This is a genomic window from Streptomyces sp. BYX5S (genome assembly GCF_054724165.1).
The window spans coordinates 7,844,548-7,860,261 of record NZ_CM138829.1 but is presented as its reverse complement, the minus strand read 5'-3'; the positions used below and the strand labels follow the sequence as shown (position 1 = coordinate 7,860,261).

Here is a 15,714-nt window from a genome sequence, read left to right as displayed (position 1 = left end):
GGGCCCTGGCACGCACATCTGCGGCGTTGTCGTCGGTTGCCAACTCCCCCACCCTCGAACCAGGCTCCGCCAGGCTCGGGCGGGAGGTACCCCCTCGCGTTGACGCCCTCCTCCGCCTTGCAGCTGCACGCTTCCCCGAGCTCTCGGCTTCGCTCGAGCAGGGGAGGCCCCATTACCCCGCTCGCGGAGCCGAACGACGCGGCCTCCCGGGCCCAGCCTGATCCGTCAGAAGGGCCCTAGGTCGTGTCTTCAAAGTGGTCGGAGCCAGAGCAGTGTGGCGGCGAGGGTGATGACGGCTTCGAATGAGGTAGCGGTCTTGTCGTAGCGGGTGGCGATGGCGCGGTAGTGCTTGAGCCGGTTGAAGCAGCGTTCGACGACGTTGCGGCGCCGGTAGTGGGCTTTGTCGAAGCCGCAGGGACGTTCGCCGCGCCTGATCCGTCCGTTGAGCTGGTCGATGCGCTCGGGAATGGTGTGCTTGATACCGCGTCTGCGCAGGTAGGCGCGGATCGAGCGGGAGGAGTAGCCCTTGTCGGCGACCACACGCGCGGGGCGGGTGCGTGGCCGTCCCGGGCCGGGGCCTGCGACGCGGATGCGGGCCATGACCTGCTCGAACTGCGTGCAGTCATTGCGGTTGCCGCCGGTCAGGACGAACGCGAGGGGACGGCCTCGGCCGTCGCAGGCCAGGTGGAGCTTGGTGGTTAATCCTCCGCGGGATCGACCGAGGGCGTGATCTGCCGGTTCGTCCCCCGCCCGGCCCCCTTTTTCGCGCCGGCGGCATGCTGGTGGGCACGGACGAGTGTCGAGTCGACCGCGACGAGCCAGTCCACGTCCGCCCTCGCCTGCCGGTCAGCCTGAACCGCGGCGAGCATCCGGGTGAAGGTGCCGTCCAGGGCCCATCTGCGAAAGCGGGTATAGAGCGACTGCCAGGCCCCGTACCGGGCCGGCACGTCCCGCCAGGCGGCACCGGCCCGAATCTTCCACACGATTCCGTTCAGCACCGTTCGGTCATCCGCACGCGGGCGACCGAACGACCCGGCCGGAAGGAGCGGGCACAACAACTCCCACTCCTCATCCGTCAGTTCATAGCGACGACTCACCGACCCATGGTCTCGCAAACCCACTTTGAAGACACGACCTAGGTGTATTGATCACGAGCGTTGTTGACACTGGCCGGGCTTGATCATGGCGAAGACCTCCGGTGTGGTGGAGGTGTCTAGGCTTCACCGCACGACGGAGGTCTTCGTGTCCCACCGTAATGCCCGGCTGACCGTTCATGGCAGGCGGCTGCTGGTCGAGCGTGTCCGTTTGGGCCGCCCGGTCGCGCATGTGGCCGCCGAGATGGGTATATCCCGCGCAACGGCCCACAAGTGGCTGCGGCGTTGGCGCTCGGGGGGTGAGGCGGGGCTGCACGACCGGTCCAGCCGTCCGCGCACGACACCGCACCGGACCGCGTCCGCGGTGGAAGCCCGGGTCTGCCGGCTGCGCACGGACCGCAAGCTGGGACCGGCCAGGATCGGTCCGATCCTGGGCCTGCCCGCTTCCACCGTGCACCGGGTCCTGACCCGGCACCGGCTGAACCGGCTGGCCTGGCTCGACCGGCCCACCGGCCAGCGCATCCGCCGCTACGAACGCGAAAGGCCCGGCGAACTGATCCACGTCGACGTCAAGAAGCTCGGCCGGATCCCCGACGGCGGCGGCCACAAGGTCCTGGGCCGCCAAGCCGGCCGCGCCACCCGCAGCAACATGGGCTTCGACTACATCCACTCCGCCGTCGACGACCACAGCCGCCTCGCCTACAGCGAGATACACGGCGATGAGAAGGCCCCCACCTGCGCCGCCTTCCTCCGCCGGGCCGCAGCCTTCTTCACCGCCCATGGCATCGACCACGTCGAACGCGTGCTGACCGACAACGCCTGGCCCTACCGCAAGAGCGTCGCCTGGCGGCAGGCGCTTGCCGACCTCGGCGCGAGCGGCAAGCTCACCCGGGCCTACCGGCCGCAGACCAACGGCAAGGTCGAACGCTTCAACCGCACCCTGCTCGACGAGTGGGCCTACCAGCGGCCCTACACCTCCAACGACGAGCGCACAGCGGCCCTGGCAGACTTCCTGCACACCTACAACCACCACCGCTGCCACACCGCACTCGAAGGCCAGCCCCCGATCAGCCGCGTCAACAACGCTGCGAGTCAATACACCTAGGCGCGGTCACGGCTCCAGGATCACCTTGCCCGTCGTGCCGCGCGTCTCCAGCGCGTGGTGCGCGGTGGCCGCGTCGGCGAGCGGGAAGCGGTGGACGGCGGGGGTGAGGACGCCGCGGGCCGCGTGGTCGAGGGCGGCGAGTTCGAGGGTGCGCAGGGGGTTGTCGCCGCCCGCCCGGCGCATCATCGGCGGGCCGAGGACCTGTTCCTGGGTGATGCCGCGGCGGGCGAGTTCGGCTGCGTCGAGGAGGTCCGGGCCCTCGTCGGAGGCGATGCCCTGGGCGGACCAGCCGAAGACGAGGTGCAGGCCGCCGGGGCCGAGGAGGTCGAGGGCGAGGTCGGTCGTGGCGCCGCCGACCCCGTCGAGGAGGACGGTGGCGGTGGCGCCGCCGAGGAACGTGCGTGCCGCGTCGGGCCAGTCGGGCTCGTTGTAGTCGAGGGCGAGGTCGGCGCCGTTCGCCGCGACCGCCGCCGTCTTCGCGGGGCCGCCCGCCAGGCCGATCACGGTGCCGCCCGCGTGCTTCACGTACTGCACGAGGAGGGTGCCGAGGCCGCCCGCCGCGGCGGGGACGAGGGCGACGGTGTCGGGGGTGATCGTGGTGAAGTTCAGGATGCCGACCGCCGTGCGGCCTGTGCCGATCATGGCGACCGCCGTCGCCGCGTCGAGGTGGTCGGGAAGCTCGTGGAGGCGGTCCGCGTCCGTGACGGCGAGTTCGGCGTAGCCGCCGGGGACCATGCCGAGGTGGGCGACGACCCTCTTGCCGAGCCAGGCGGGGTCGGTGCCGCTGCCGAGCGCGTCGACGGTGCCGGCGACCTCGCGGCCCGGGATCGTGGGCAGTTCGGGCAGGGCCGGGAGCGGGCCCCGGACGCCGGCGCGGATCGCGGTGTCCAGCAGGTGCACGCCCGCCGCCGCGACCGCGATCCGCACCTGGCCGGGGCCCGGCCCGGGGTCCTCGACCGTCTCGTACGCGAGATGGTCGGCGGGTCCGAAGGCGTGCAGGCGGATGGCGTGCATGACGGCTCCTGGTGGGCGGTGCGCGGTGCGGACGGCGCCAGTCTTCGACCTCAAGCACGGTTGAGGTCAAGGCCGCGGGTGAGGGCGGGCCGGCGCAGCGCCAGCGTCGTCGCCTCGATGGCGCTGGTGAAGGAGACCTCGGACAGGACGCCGGGTGCCGCCACCATGTCGCCCGCCAGGTAGACGCCGTCGCCGCGGTCGATCGCGGGGCGGTCGCGCCAGGTCGTGCCGGGGCGGTCGACGGCTCCGGTGCGGCCCTGGGCGAGGGCGTCGCGGCGCCACGTCGCGCGGTCGCGCCAGCCGGGGAACGCGAGGTCGAGGAGGGCGTCGGCCCGCGCCGAACCGTCCGCCTTGGACTCGTCGGGCGCGATCGGCACCTGGCCCTGGACGAGGCTCTCGCCGTGCGGGGCGAGGGACTTGTCCTGCGCCGTGAACCGTTCGAGCCAGGCCGGGAAGTCGAGCCCGGACACCGCGAACGCGTCGCCGCGCCGGGCACCCACGGCCAGGTCGATCAGTGTCGTACGGCCGCTGTCCCAGGTCAGCGAGGGGTCCCGGAGGAGGCGGCGGGCCGCGGCGAGCGGGGTGGCGACGACGACGGGGGTGTCGGTGGGCAGCGTCTCGACCCGGCTCAGGGTCTCCATGCGGACGCCGAGGTTCCAGGCGCGGGCCGCCATCCGGTCGACGACCGAGGACCAGCCGCCGACGGGGTAGTGCGCCTCGGGCGGCACCGTGGCGGCGCGGCGCAGCCGTTCCTGGACGAAGCGGGCCGACAGGGACCCCGGGTCGTGGTGGAACACGGCGACGGCCGTGTAGTGGGCGGCGGCGCGGGCGGCGTCCGGGCCCGCGACACGGGTGGCCCAGGTGGTGAAGTCCTCGTCCACGGGCGCGAGTTCGGCCCTGCGGCGGGCCAGCCGGAGCAGCGCGAGGGGTGGGGTGCGGCGGAGCGCGCCGTCGCGGTGGAAGCGCAGCCGGGCGCCTTCGAGCGCGGGGATCGGGGCGAGCGGCCCGAGCAGGTCGCGCTGTTTCAGCCAGGTCCAGTGCGGGCCGCCGTTGTAGAGGGCGTGCGGGCCCTCGTGGGTGCGGTACGGGCCTTCGGCGGTGCGGGCCCGGCCGCCGAGGGTGTGGTGCGCCTCGTGCAGGGTGACGCGGGCGCCCGCCTCCGCGGCGGTGATCGCGGCGGTCAGCCCGGCGAGGCCGCCGCCGATGACGGTGAGCGCGGGGGTGGGGTGGCGCATGGGGTGCTCCTGACTGCGTGATCGGCACGTACGGGCCTGCGGGAGAGGGCCTTCTGGAGCGGCCCTTCGGGGATACGACGTGCGGGGCGGGCGCGGATGTGACATCACCTGGTGGGGCGGGACTGTCAGTGGCGGCGGGCAGCATGGGGGCATGAACGACAGGCGCGGTGGAGCGGGGCAGGGTGCGGCGCGGGGCGCGGCGAAGGTGAAGGGGGCGCGGCGGCCGCAGGTGCGGCTGCCTCCGCTGGTGCCGTGGGCGGGGCGCGGACTGGAGCCCGATGGGGACTACGACGGGGTGGAGTTCCGGGGCGTGGACTTCGCCGGTCAGGAGGGGGTCGGGGCGCGCTTCATGGACTGCGCGCTGGAGGGGTGCGGGTTCGACGAGGCGGGCCTGGCGCGCGCCCGGTTCATCGACTCGGTGCTGACCGGCGTACGGGGCGTCGGCACGAACCTGGCGGAGGCGGCGCTGCGGGACGTGGAGGTGGTGGACGCCCGGCTCGGCGGGGTGCAGCTGCACGGGGCGGTGCTGGAGCGGGTGGTGATCCGGGGCGGGAAGATCGACTACCTGAACCTGCGGAAGGCGCGCCTCAAGGACGTGGTCTTCGACGGCTGCGTGCTGGTGGAGCCGGACTTCGGGGGAGCGCGCCTGGAACGGGTGGAGTTCCCCGGCTGCACCCTGAAGGGCGCCGACCTCACGGGCGTGACGCTGACGGACGTCGACCTGCGGGACGCGGCGGAGCTGGGGATCGCGCGGGGCGTGGACCGGCTGGGCGGCGCGGTGATCTCACCGCCCCAACTCATGGATCTGGCCGGGGTGTTCGCGGCGGAGCTGGGGGTGCGGGTGGAGTAGGGGAGCGGGCTCGGCGCTACCGGGGCGCGTGGGGTACGCGGGGGAAGCGGGCCTGGAGGTCCCACAGGGCCGGGTTGTCGGCGAGGTCCTCGTGCATGTCCGTGAGGTCGGCCAGCAGGTCGTGGAGGAAGTCGCGGGCCTCGCGGCGCAGTTCGGAGTGGGAGAAGGTCAGCGCGGGCTCCTCGGCCGGCATCCAGTCGGCCTCGATGTCCACCCAGCCGAAGCGGCGCTCGAACAGCATCCGGTCGGTCGACTCGGTGAAGTCCAGCTCGGCGTACTGGGGGGTCGCCGAGCGGCTGCCGCGCGGGTCCTTGTCCAGCTGCTCGACGATGTCGCACAGCGCCCACGCGAAGTCGAGCACCGGCACCCATCCCCAGGCTGTGGACAGCTCCTGGTCGGCCTTCGTGTCGGCCAGGTACACGTCGCCGCAGAACAGGTCGTGGCGCAGCGCGTGGACGTCCGCGCGCCGGTAGTCCGTCTGCGGCGGGTCCGGGAAGCGGCGGGAGAGGGCGTAACCGATGTCGAGCACGTAGGAGATGGTGTCACGGGTGGGGCGGGTGCGGCCTCACGGCAGCAGGCGCTGCTCCTTCGCCACGGAGACCGCGCCGGCCCGTGTGTCCACGCCGAGCTTGTCGTAGATCCGCCCCAGGTGGGTCTTGACGGTGGCCTCGCTGATGAAGAGGGCCTTGGCGATCTCCCGGTTGCCGAGCCCGTGCGCGAGCTGGGCGAGGATGTCGCGCTCCCGGTCGGTGAGGGTGGGCCGGGGTTTGCGCATGTTGGCCATGACGCGGCTGGCGACGGGGGCGGAGAGCGCGGTGTGGCCCTGCGCGGCGGCGTGGATCGCGGCGAACAGCTCCTCGGGGCGTTCCGCCTTCAGCAGGTAGCCCGTGGCGCCGGCCTCGATGGCGCGGGTGATGTCGGCGTCGGTGTCGTACGTGGTGAGGACGAGGACGTGGGGGCGGTGCGCGCCGGGGGCCGGGTCCGCGGTGAGGCGGCGGGTCGTCTCCACGCCGTCCATGCCCGCGCCGAGTTGCAGGTCCATCAGGACGACGTCCGGCCGCAGCTTCGCGACGAGCGCGAGCGCCTCCTCCCCGGTCCCGGCCTCCCCGACGACCTCGATGTCCGCCGCGCTGTCGAGCAACGCCAGCAACCCGGCACGGACGACGACGTGGTCGTCGCAGAGGAGGATGCGGATGGGCCGGGGCTGGGCCTGGGCCTGCCCCTGGGGCTGAGTCATGCCGATGAACTCCCGTTCTCGTGCCCGCGCACCGTCGACGCTGCCGCGTCGCCCTCCGCCGGGCAGCTGTCTTCGTGCGGGGCTTCAGGGGCTGGCGCCGGGTGGGCACCATCAAGCCCCTGCGGCGATTGAGCAGCGGGGTCCGGGGCGGAGCCCCGCGGCGTCAACGGGATCGACGCGGAGACCACGGTCCCCTCACCCGGCGCCGACTCGATCGTCAACCCGCCCCCCAACTGCCGCACCCTCGCCCGAATCGCCGGAATCCCGTGCCCCCGCACCCCCGCGGCAGCCTTCGGCAACCCCGCCGGATCGAACCCCCGCCCGTCGTCGGCGACATCCAGCACGACCTGGTCGTCCAGCAACGTCAACGTGATCACCGCACTCCCCGCCTCCGCATGCTCCCGCACATTCGCCAACGCCCCCTGCGCGATCCGCAGCAACGCCGACTGCACCCGGTCCGGCAGCCGGTCCGCCCGCCCGTCGTCGTCGACCCGCACCCGCACGTCGACCCGGTCGCCCGCCTCCCGCTCGGCCACCGCCCGCAACGCCTCCGTCAGCCCGTGCGCCAGATCGGCCGGCGCCAGATCGTGCACGAAGCGGCGCGCCTCCGTGAGGTTGTGCTCGGCGATGGACGCCGCCGTCCCCACGTGCGCACGCGCCTTCCCGGGGTCCGCCTCCCACACCCGCTGCGCCGCCTGCAACAGCATCCGCTGGCTCGACAGCCCCTGCGCCAGGGTGTCGTGGATCTCCATGGAAAGGCGCTGCCGCTCGGCGAGCGTGCCCTCGCGGCGTTCGGACGCGGCGAGTTCACGACGGGTGCGGATCAGGTCGTCGATGAGCGCCCGCTGCCGCGCGGCCTGCCGCTTCATCTGAAGGAACACGGCGGTCGCGATCATCACGACCGCCGGCGGCCCCAGCACCAGGTCCGGATCGAGCCTTCCTGCGAGCCGCAACTGGGCGAGGATGACCAGCACCACGAGCAGCCCCACGAGGACGAGCGCCGCGCGCGTCGGCAGCGTCCGCAGCCCCGTGTAGAAGAGCGGCACCGCGCACCACGCGAAGCTCGGCGCGAGCACCGTGAGCACCACCCACACCACGACCACCAGCGTCAGCCAGACGCGCTGGCCGACCGTGGCGCGTTCCGCGACGCCGCGTACGAGACCGGCCGCGTAGACCAGGGCGAGTACGGCGGACAGCGCGACGATCCACGGGGTGCGGTCGTCGTGGGAGTGGCGCAGCAGGAAGCGGGCCAGGGCCACGGCCAGCAGCAGGAAGAACGAGGCGTGCATGACCGCGGTGAGGCGGCGGATGTCCGTGTCGTAGCCGTCGTCGGGGCGCGCGGCTCGGTTCCTCGGCACGGTTCCTGCGCCTCCTTCACGGGCGTCGACCTGGGCAAACACTCCCATTCTCGCCGGGTCGCACGCCCCTGGGGTCAACCGATCGGATGACCCCGGCGTCGGCCGGGCGGCGCGGCGCGTCCAGCCGGTACGCCGACGGGTGGGGGGCGGGGGCGGGCCCAGGATTGATCTCGGAGCGGGACGGCGGCGGCCTCCGCGGCCTCCCGGTCGGTCTCCTTCTCTTCCACTCGCACCTCCCCCCTTTCTCTCCAGGAGCAGTACTCATGCAGCACGCCAAGAAGATCTCGAAGCGCACCCGTCTCGTCACCGGCACCACGCTCGCCGCCGCGATCGCCGTGGGCGGGTTCGGCGCGTACTCGGCCTCCGCCGCGGACTCGGAGCCGGCCGCGCAGGCCGCCGCCGCGAAGCCCGCCGCCGTGAAGGGCGGCAACACGTTCGAGTCCAAGCACCTCACCGTGGCCGCCGCCACCGATGCCGCGGAGGCGGTGCTGAAGGCCGCGAAGAAGGAGAACCAGCGGGTCTCCGTCGCCGTCGTGGACCGCAACGGCAACACGATCGTCGAGCTGCGCGGCGACGGCGCGGGGCCGCAGTCGCCGGAGTCCGCGGTGAAGAAGGCGTACACCGCGGTGTCGTGGAACGCGACGACGTCCGAGCTGACGAAGCGGTTGGAGCAGGCGCCGAACCTGAAGGACATTCCCGGCACGCTGTTCCTCGCGGGCGGTGCGCCGGTCGCGGTCGACGGTGCGCCCATCGCGGGCATCGGGGTGGCCGGGGCGCCCTCCGGGGACCTCGACGAGAAGTTCGCGCAGGCGGGCGTGGCGGAACTCGACTAGTCCGCACCCCCTGTCGCCCACCCGGCGGCAGGCGAGGAGTGATCGGTCACGATGTACGCGCAACTGATACCGAAGTACGGCACGACCCTGCGGCGCGCAGGGCTGATGTGGAGTCGCACCATGCAGCACACCGAGCACGACCGCACCCTCCTCGCCGCCGCCGCACACGGCGACGCCGACGCCGTCCGCGGCGCCCTCGCGGCCGGCGCCGACGTCGAGGCCCGTGACGCGCACCGCCGTACGGCCCTCCTCCTCGCCGCGCTGGGCGACCACGTCGCCGCCGCCGAGGCCCTCGTCGCGGCCGGCGCCGACCCGAACGCCCAGGACGACCGGGACGACAGCGCGTGGCTGGCGACCGGGGTCACCGGCTCCGTGGCCATGATGCGGACCCTGCTGCCGGCCCGCCCCGACCTGAAGGTCACCAACCGGTTCGGCGGGATCTCCGTCATCCCGGCCTCCGAACGCGGCCACGTCGACTACGTGCGCGCCGTGCTCCGCGAGACCGACATCGACGTCGACCACGTCAACCGGCTCGGCTGGACCGCCCTGCTGGAGGCGGTGATCCTCGGTGACGGCGGTCGCGCGCACCAGGAGATCGTCGAACTGCTCATCACGGCGGGCGCCACCCCCGGCCTGCCCGACGGCGACGGCGTCACGCCCCTCGAACACGCCGAGCGGCGCGGCTTCACGGAGATCGCCGGACTGCTGCGGGCCGTCCAGTGAGGCGCGCGCTCCTCGGGGCCGTCGCCGTCGCCGTGCTCGTCTCCGGGTGCGGCGCCGCTCAGACACGGCCACCGGGTAATGACGACCCGCCGTTCCGGCAACCCGGTTCGGCCGCCCCCGCCGCCCCCGACGGCGCCCTCCTGCTCGCCGACTTCGGCTCCGACACCGTCACCTTCGTCGACCCGGCCCCCGGCAAGGGCGCCTTCGACTCGGTGAAGGTCGGACGCGCCCCGTACGGGCTGGTCGTCGGGGACGACGGGCGCGCCTGGGTGGCGACCGCCGAGGGCGTCGCCGTCGTCGACACCGACAGCCGGCGCCGCGAGGCCCTCGTCCCGTACGAGACCGACGGCCTCGGGCCCGTCACCGGCGGCGAGTACCGCGGCGGCGGCATGGGCATCGCCCTCGCTCCCGACGGCGACCACGTGTACGTCGGGGTGAACGTGCCGGACGGGAACGGGGTCGTGGAGACCGTCGACACCAAGGACCTGGAGGTCGTCGACACCGCTCCCGTCGGGCGGCGGCCCTTCGATGTCGACGTGTCGCGCGACGGACGGCAGGTGTACGCCACCGGTCACGACTCCTTCGACGTGACCGTCCTCGACACCCGCGGCGGCGCCACCCGCCGCATCGAGGTCGCCCCGTACGGCACCGAGGGCGGGCTCGGGTCGTGGCTGAAGCCGCACTACGCCGCCGTGCGGCCCGGCGACGGGAAGCTGCTGCTGCCCTTCGAGGGCGAGAGGCTCGTCGTCGTCGACCCGGACACCGGCCGCTCCACCGTCCAGCGAATGACCGCCAACACCCACCAGCACGGCGTCACCGTCACCGCCGACGGAACCCTCTTCGCCGTCGGCACCGGGCCCATCGACCCGGCCGAGGACGAGGGCCCCTCGCTCACCGTCCGGGGCCCCGACGGCACGGAGAAGGTCATCGCCCTCGACGGGCCGCACGAGGACGTCGCCGTCTCCGACGACGGCCGCACCGCCTACGTCACCGGCGGCTTCACCCGCGACGGCTACTGGAACGGGATCACCGTCGTCGACCTCGACAGCGGCGACACCCGCCGACTGGCCGCGGGGGAGCGGCCGTTGGGCATCGCCGTACTGTGATCCGTCGGCCTGCCCGCCGGCCGGCCGATCCGGGGCACACCGGGCCATAGGATCACAAGGTGCGCACCCCTCGGCTCCTCGTCACCCTGTCCGCCGTCCTCCTGACGCTCGCGGCCGGTACCGCCTGCGACGGCGGCGTCCACGGCACGCCCGGCGCCTCCGGGCTGCGCGACCCGTACTTCCCCAAGCTCGGCAACGGCGGCTACGACGTCGGCCACTACGCCCTCGACCTCTCCTACGACCCCGGCTCCCGCCGCCTGTCCGGCACCGCCGACATCACGGCGACCGCGCGACAGCCGCTCAGCGCCTTCAACCTCGACCTGAAGGGGATGACGGTCAAGAGGGTCACCGTCGACGGGGAGCGGGCCGTGGCCAGCCGCGCCGGACACGAGGTGACGGTGCGGCCGCGCGACGAGATCACCGACGGGCACACCTTCCGCACCACCGTCCGCTACGCGGGCGCGCCCCTCACCGTCACCGACCCCGACGGCACGGACGAGGGCTGGCTGCGGACCGCCGACGGCGCGGTCGGCCTCGGCGAGCCCACCGGCTCCATGGCGTGGTTCCCCGGCAACCACCACCCCTCGGACAAGGCGACGTACGACATCCGGATCACGGTCCCCGACGGCGTACAGGCCGTGTCCAACGGTGAGTTGAGGAGCGCGAAGCCGTCGTCGGACGGGCGGCGCACCGTCTGGTCCTGGCGGGTGCGGCAGCCGATGGCGAGCTATCTGGCGACCGTCGCGGTCGGCAGGTTCGGGACTCGGAGCTACGAGACCCCGTCCGGGCTGTCCGTGTTCACGGCCGTCGACGCCACCGTCGACGGCGCCGACGACGTCCTCGACCGCATCCCCGACGTCGTCGCGTGGGGCACGAAGGTCTTCGGCCCGTACCCCTTCTCCTCCACCGGCGCGATCGTCGAGCGGTCCGGCGACATCGGCTACGCCCTGGAGACCCAGAACCGGCCCGTGTTCCCCGGCAAGCCCGATCTCCCGCTCCTCGTCCACGAGTTGGCGCACCAGTGGTACGGCGACTCCGTCACCCCGAAGTCGTGGCGCGACATGTGGCTCAACGAGGGGTTCGCGACGTACGCCGAGTGGCTGTGGGCCGAGCAGCACGGCGGCGACAGCGCCCAGCAGGCCTTCGAGGAGGTCGCGGAGCGCCCCGCGGACGACGCCGTCTGGGCCTTCCCGCCCGCGGAACCGCCGAGCGCCGCGTACCTCTCGGACAAGCCGGTGTACGAGCGCGGCGCGATGGTGCTGCACCGCGTACGGCAGACGATCGGTGACGACAACTTCACTGATCTGCTGCGGAGTTGGGCGACGAAGCACCGGCACGGGAACGCCGACACCGACGACTTCACCCGCTTCGTGGAACGGCGCGACCCCGGCAAGGCGGAGGCCCTCGCCGGGGTCTGGGACGTCTGGCTGTACGGCGACGGAAAGCCGGACGCCGACGAACTGCGGGACGCCGACGAACTGCGGGACGCCGAGAGCTAGTTGACGTTCACCGCGGTCCACGCCGCCGCGACCGCCGAGCGCTCCGCGCTGCTCGCGCCGTACAGGTCGGACGCCGCCTGGAGGGTGGCCGTGCGGGCGCCCGCGTAGTCGGTCGAGGACGTCATGTACGTGGACAGCGCCTTGTACCAGATCTGGACCGCCTTGTCGCGGCCGATGCCGGTGACCGAAGAGCCGTTGTACGTGGGCGAGTTGTAGCTCACCCCGTTGATGGTCTTCGCGCCGCTGCCCTCGCTGAGCAGGTAGAAGAAGTGGTTGGCGACGCCCGACGAGTAGTGCACGTCGAGGCGGGCCGTGGAGCGCGACCAGTAGTCGGCGGAGGCGCCGTCCTTGCTGGGCTTGTCCATGTAGCGCAGCGGGGTGCCGTCGCCGTTGATGTCGATCTTCTCGCCGACGAGGTAGTCGCCGACGTCGGCGGAGTTCGCGGCGTGGAACTCGACGGCCGTGCCGAGGATGTCGGAGGTCGCCTCGTTGAGGCCGCCGGACTCACGGCTGTACTTGAGGCCCGCGGTGGCGGCGGTCAGGCCGTGGCTCATCTCGTGCCCGGCGACGTCGAGCGAGGTCAGCGGGTTCTTGTTGTCGATGCCGTCGCCGTACGTCATGCAGAAGCAGCTGTCGGACCAGAAGGCGTTGACGTAGGCGTTGCCGTAGTGGACGCGGGAGTACGCGGCCTTGCCGTCGCCCGCGATGCCGCTGCGGTTCAGGGACTCCTTGTAGAAGTCCCAGGTCTCGGCGGCCCCGTAGGCGGCGTCGACGGCGGCGGTCTGCCGGTTGGCGACCGTGCCGTCGCCCCAGGTGTCGTCGGCGTCGTGGAAGAGGGTGCCGGTGCCGGACGTGCCGCCGTTCAGGTCGTACGTCCTGTGGCCGCCGCGACCGCCGTCGACCAGGTCGTAGCCGCCGGAGGCGGAGGCGGTGGAGCCGACGGTGACGGTGCCGCTGTACTCGCTGACGCCGGTGCCGTTCTCGATCGCCTGGTACTGGTACAGCACCGTGCCGCCGTCGGCGGCGTCGGTGATGACGTGCAGCTCGCTGGGGGTGCCGTCGGTCTGCGTGCCGGTGACGACCGTCTCGTACGCGAGGACCGGAGCCCTGCGCGTGTCGGCGGCCCACACGACCTTGCGCACGGAGTCGGCGGCGGCGCCCTTCACCGAGTCCTCGGCGGCCGACTTCGCGGACTTCTTCGCGGTGGCCGTACCGGTGGCGGCGTCCGTCGACGCCACGGATATGGAGCCCTTGCGCGCCGTGGTGGAGCCCTTGACGTCGCCGTTCCTCGCGGTGTGCACGACGAGGTCGCCGCCCAGGACGGGCAGGCCGTTAAAGGTGCGCTCGTAGCGGGTGTGGGTGGTGCCGTCGGCGTCCTTCACGACATCGCGGGCGACGAGTTTCTCGCCGTCGGCGAGCTTCAACTGCCGTGCGGTGGTGGCGGCTTCGGTCTGCGCGTCCTTGAGGGCGGTGGCCCGCGCGGAGGCGCTGAGGGGGAGTGCCGCGGCGCCGGCCGCACGGTCGGTGGCGGCGGTGGCCGACGTGCCTGCCTGGACGCCGACGACCACCATGGCGGCGGACGCGACGAGGGCGGCGAGGCGGGGAGCGGTAGAGCGGTGTCTCACTCGGACTCCTTGTGTACCCGGGTACCCGGTGGGGTGGGTGCGTGGGGGGTGCGCAGGGAGAGTGACACCTGGTGGCGGCTCCGTGACAGATACCCGTCAAAGACTTTGCCGGTTCGTGTCCGGATGGGGCGGGGGGTTGTCCGTTATTCGACGGAGTGCGGCCGATTCGTGTTCTTGTGCTCAGCCGCGTGCGGTCAGGTCCTTGCGCAGCACGCGGCAGGGGCGGCCCCGTTGGAGGTCCGCGCGGCGGTCGATCTCCTCGTAGCCGAGCGCCGTCCAGAAGGCGAGCGCCTTCGGGTTGTCGTCGAGGACGGCGAGCCGGGCGCCCGCCGCGCCCGCCGTACGGAACCGCTCCTCGACGGCCTCCGCGAGCCCGCGTCCGTGCCCCTCGCCGTGCCGCCGGGCGTCGACCATCAGCAGCCCGATCCACGGGTCGGGGTCGGCCGGATCGGGGTGGCGCGCGAGCGTGACGGCGAGCCCGACGAGGGCCCCCGCGACGCGGGCGAGCAGCACCTGCGCGCCCGGTGCGGCCAGCTCGTCGGCGAGCGCGGTGGCGACCTGTCCGGCGGTGATGGCGTCGGGGTCCGGGAAGTCGCCGCTGAGCGCGAAGAAGTCGCGGTTGGAGGCGTACAACTCGGCCAGCTCGGCGAGCAGTTCGCCGGGGAGGGCGGCGCCGTCCGGGTCGGCGGCGGGGGCGAGGGGCTCCAGGATCATGCGGCCGAGCGTAGAGGGGCGGGCGCGCGACGGGCCCCGGCGCGCCGCGAGGAGCGGTGCGCCGGGGCCCGTGGGAGAACCTCAGACGTTGACGCCGAAGTCCTGCGCGATGCCGACCAGGCCCGAGGCGTAGCCCTGGCCCACGGCGCGGAACTTCCACTCCGCGCCGTTGCGGTACAGCTCGCCGAAGACCATGGCGGTCTCGGTGGCGGCGTCCTCGGAGAGGTCGTAGCGGGCGATCTCGGTGCCGCCCGCCTGGTTCACGATGCGGATGTACGCGTTGCGAACCTGGCCGAAGTTCTGCGAGCGGGACTCCGCGTCGTAGATCGAGACCGGGAAGACGACCTTGTCCACGTCGGCCGGCAGGGCCGAGAGGTTCACGTTGATCGCCTCGTCGTCGCCCGCGCCCTCGCCGGAGCGGTTGTCACCGGTGTGGACGACCGACTGGTCCGGCGTCTGCTTGTTGTTGAAGAAGACGAAGTGGGCGTCCGAGTAGACCTTGCCCTGGGCGTTCACCACGATCGCCGAGGCGTCGAGGTCGAAGTCGGTGCCGGTGGTGGTGCGGACGTCCCAGCCGAGGCCCACGGTGACGGCGGTCAGGCCCGGAGCCTCCTTGGTGAGCGAGACGTTGCCACCCTTGGACAGGCTTACAGCCATGGTTCGGGAGTCCCTTCCCTCGTTAAATGTGTGCAGCCGAAGCTACTCGTACACCTATGAACGTGGTGAGGGGTGGGGAAGGTTCCAGCTGTCTTTACTTTCTTTACCTCGGTGGAAATAGGGGTGACGCGGGCCGTACGCACGCGCGACCATGGACGCATGTCCGGTCCTTATCCCATCCGCGGTTCGGTCGTCCTTCCGGAGGCCGAGCTCCTCTGGCGTTTCTCGCGGTCGTCCGGGCCGGGCGGCCAGCATGTGAACACGTCCGACTCCGCGGCGGAGCTGCGGTTCGACCTCGCCGCGACGGAGGCGTTGCCGCCGGTGTGGAAGGAGCGGGCGCTGGAGCGGCTCGCCGCGCGGCTGGTGGACGGGGTGGTTTCGGTGCGGGCGGCCGAGCACCGGTCGCAGTGGCGGAACCGGGAGGCGGCGGCGGTGCGGCTCGCGGCGCTGCTGGCGGAGGCGACGGCGCCGCCGCCGAAGCCGAGGCGGCCTACGCGGGTGCCGCGGGGTGTCAACGAGCGGCGTCTCCGGGCGAAGAAGGCCCGCAGCGACACCAAACGCAACCGCTCGAGCCGCGACTGGTAACCCGCCCCTCAACCTCTCCGGCTGCCCCACTCAAGCCCCTCGGCTGCCCCCTTCAGCCTCTCCGGCTGACCCGATCAAG

Annotated in this window: 16 protein-coding genes; 7 read left to right on the top strand and 9 right to left on the bottom strand. The window is 72.8% G+C overall.

All coding sequences use genetic code 11. From position 1 onward, the window contains the following. Positions 1–249: 249 nt before the first annotated feature. Positions 250–1,097 (bottom strand): IS5 family transposase gene (locus ACYBSK_RS35475; protein ID WP_460243150.1). Its coding sequence is split into 2 segments (ribosomal slippage): positions 250–758 and positions 758–1,097, totalling 849 coding nucleotides; the frame shifts between segments, so codons are not numbered across the junction. Positions 1,098–1,242: 145 nt separating this feature from the next. Between ACYBSK_RS35475 and ACYBSK_RS35470 the strand changes: the two genes are divergently transcribed. Continuing rightward, the gene (locus ACYBSK_RS35470) at positions 1,243–2,199 is read left to right on the top strand and encodes an IS481 family transposase (protein WP_460247163.1); all 957 of its coding nucleotides are present in this window, start codon (positions 1,243–1,245) and stop codon (positions 2,197–2,199) included. Between the two features lie 6 nt (positions 2,200–2,205). Here the strand turns inward: ACYBSK_RS35470 and ACYBSK_RS35465 are convergent, their stop codons facing one another. Both ACYBSK_RS35465 and ACYBSK_RS35460 read right to left on the bottom strand, forming a co-directional pair. Continuing rightward, complete coding sequence (locus ACYBSK_RS35465; protein WP_460244552.1) at positions 2,206–3,213, bottom strand: zinc-binding dehydrogenase; 1,008 nt, start codon at positions 3,211–3,213, stop codon at positions 2,206–2,208. 50 nt (positions 3,214–3,263) lie between these two features. Beyond that, complete coding sequence (locus tag ACYBSK_RS35460; protein WP_460244551.1) at positions 3,264–4,448, bottom strand: NAD(P)-binding protein; 1,185 nt, start codon at positions 4,446–4,448, stop codon at positions 3,264–3,266. A gap of 151 nt (positions 4,449–4,599) precedes the next feature. Between ACYBSK_RS35460 and ACYBSK_RS35455 the strand changes: the two genes are divergently transcribed. Next, entirely contained in the window at positions 4,600–5,298 is a 699-nt protein-coding gene (locus ACYBSK_RS35455; protein ID WP_460244550.1) for a pentapeptide repeat-containing protein, read from the top strand. 16 nt (positions 5,299–5,314) lie between these two features. On the opposite strand, the gene ACYBSK_RS35450 is transcribed toward ACYBSK_RS35455, so the two are convergent. Genes ACYBSK_RS35450 through ACYBSK_RS35440 form a run of 3 tightly spaced genes read right to left on the bottom strand, consistent with a single transcriptional unit; the run spans position 5,315 to position 7,824 of the window. Next, positions 5,315–5,827 carry a hypothetical protein gene (locus tag ACYBSK_RS35450; protein WP_457481345.1) on the bottom strand — a complete coding sequence of 171 codons (513 nt, stop codon included), beginning with the start codon at positions 5,825–5,827 and terminating at the stop codon, positions 5,315–5,317. A gap of 36 nt (positions 5,828–5,863) precedes the next feature. Then, positions 5,864–6,535: a response regulator gene (locus ACYBSK_RS35445; protein ID WP_457481344.1), complete on the bottom strand. Its 672-nt coding sequence runs from the start codon at positions 6,533–6,535 to the stop codon at positions 5,864–5,866. Then, complete coding sequence (locus tag ACYBSK_RS35440; protein ID WP_460247162.1) at positions 6,532–7,824, bottom strand: sensor histidine kinase; 1,293 nt, start codon at positions 7,822–7,824, stop codon at positions 6,532–6,534. The genes ACYBSK_RS35445 and ACYBSK_RS35440 overlap by 4 nt, the downstream gene beginning before the upstream one ends. A gap of 332 nt (positions 7,825–8,156) precedes the next feature. Here ACYBSK_RS35440 and ACYBSK_RS35435 point away from each other — a divergent pair, with 332 nt between their 5' ends. The 4 genes from ACYBSK_RS35435 to ACYBSK_RS35420 all read left to right on the top strand — a co-directional run bounded on the left by ACYBSK_RS35435 (position 8,157) and on the right by ACYBSK_RS35420 (position 12,054). Then, the gene (locus tag ACYBSK_RS35435) at positions 8,157–8,726 is read left to right on the top strand and encodes a GlcG/HbpS family heme-binding protein (protein WP_460244549.1); all 570 of its coding nucleotides are present in this window, start codon (positions 8,157–8,159) and stop codon (positions 8,724–8,726) included. Positions 8,727–8,846: 120 nt separating this feature from the next. Further along, positions 8,847–9,449 carry an ankyrin repeat domain-containing protein gene (locus ACYBSK_RS35430; RefSeq protein ID WP_457481342.1) on the top strand — a complete coding sequence of 201 codons (603 nt, stop codon included), beginning with the start codon at positions 8,847–8,849 and terminating at the stop codon, positions 9,447–9,449. After that, entirely contained in the window at positions 9,446–10,555 is a 1,110-nt protein-coding gene (locus ACYBSK_RS35425) for a YncE family protein (RefSeq protein WP_460244548.1), read from the top strand. Before ACYBSK_RS35430 ends, ACYBSK_RS35425 begins: the two co-directional genes overlap by 4 nt. A gap of 59 nt (positions 10,556–10,614) precedes the next feature. After that, entirely contained in the window at positions 10,615–12,054 is a 1,440-nt protein-coding gene (locus ACYBSK_RS35420; protein WP_460244547.1) for a M1 family metallopeptidase, read from the top strand. Here the strand turns inward: ACYBSK_RS35420 and ACYBSK_RS35415 are convergent. The 3 genes from ACYBSK_RS35415 to ACYBSK_RS35405 form a co-directional block, all read right to left on the bottom strand. Then, positions 12,051–13,625, bottom strand: a complete 1,575-nt coding sequence (locus ACYBSK_RS35415; protein ID WP_460247161.1) for a M4 family metallopeptidase — start codon at positions 13,623–13,625, stop codon at positions 12,051–12,053. The two genes, ACYBSK_RS35420 and ACYBSK_RS35415, sit on opposite strands and share 4 nt — an antisense overlap. Positions 13,626–13,859: 234 nt before the next feature. Further along, positions 13,860–14,393, bottom strand: a complete 534-nt coding sequence (locus tag ACYBSK_RS35410) for a GNAT family N-acetyltransferase (RefSeq protein ID WP_460244546.1) — start codon at positions 14,391–14,393, stop codon at positions 13,860–13,862. Between the two features lie 81 nt (positions 14,394–14,474). Continuing rightward, on the bottom strand, positions 14,475–15,050 hold the full coding sequence (locus ACYBSK_RS35405) for a TerD family protein (protein ID WP_457481338.1): 576 nt from the start codon (positions 15,048–15,050) through the stop codon (positions 14,475–14,477). 159 nt (positions 15,051–15,209) lie between these two features. Between ACYBSK_RS35405 and arfB the strand changes: the two genes are divergently transcribed. After that, positions 15,210–15,635 carry an alternative ribosome rescue aminoacyl-tRNA hydrolase ArfB gene (gene arfB / locus ACYBSK_RS35400; RefSeq protein WP_457481337.1) on the top strand — a complete coding sequence of 142 codons (426 nt, stop codon included), beginning with the start codon at positions 15,210–15,212 and terminating at the stop codon, positions 15,633–15,635. Positions 15,636–15,714: the final 79 nt, after the last annotated feature.

Bases quoted from the DNA above. Each gene is read 5' to 3' on its own strand.
- ACYBSK_RS35455 (WP_460244550.1), top strand. From the start codon at position 4,600: ATGAACGACAGGCGCGGTGGAGCGGGGCAGGGTGCGGCGCGGGGCGCG.
- ACYBSK_RS35460 (WP_460244551.1), bottom strand. From the start codon at position 4,448: ATGCGCCACCCCACCCCCGCGCTCACCGTCATCGGCGGCGGCCTCGCC.
- ACYBSK_RS35445 (WP_457481344.1), bottom strand. From the start codon at position 6,535: ATGACTCAGCCCCAGGGGCAGGCCCAGGCCCAGCCCCGGCCCATCCGC.
- ACYBSK_RS35415 (WP_460247161.1), bottom strand. From the start codon at position 13,625: ATGGTGGTCGTCGGCGTCCAGGCAGGCACGTCGGCCACCGCCGCCACC.
- arfB (WP_457481337.1), top strand. From the start codon at position 15,210: ATGTCCGGTCCTTATCCCATCCGCGGTTCGGTCGTCCTTCCGGAGGCC.
- ACYBSK_RS35405 (WP_457481338.1), bottom strand. From the start codon at position 15,050: ATGGCTGTAAGCCTGTCCAAGGGTGGCAACGTCTCGCTCACCAAGGAG.
- ACYBSK_RS35410 (WP_460244546.1), bottom strand. From the start codon at position 14,393: ATGATCCTGGAGCCCCTCGCCCCCGCCGCCGACCCGGACGGCGCCGCC.
- ACYBSK_RS35440 (WP_460247162.1), bottom strand. From the start codon at position 7,824: ATGCACGCCTCGTTCTTCCTGCTGCTGGCCGTGGCCCTGGCCCGCTTC.
- ACYBSK_RS35430 (WP_457481342.1), top strand. From the start codon at position 8,847: ATGCAGCACACCGAGCACGACCGCACCCTCCTCGCCGCCGCCGCACAC.
- ACYBSK_RS35465 (WP_460244552.1), bottom strand. From the start codon at position 3,213: ATGCACGCCATCCGCCTGCACGCCTTCGGACCCGCCGACCATCTCGCG.
- ACYBSK_RS35435 (WP_460244549.1), top strand. From the start codon at position 8,157: ATGCAGCACGCCAAGAAGATCTCGAAGCGCACCCGTCTCGTCACCGGC.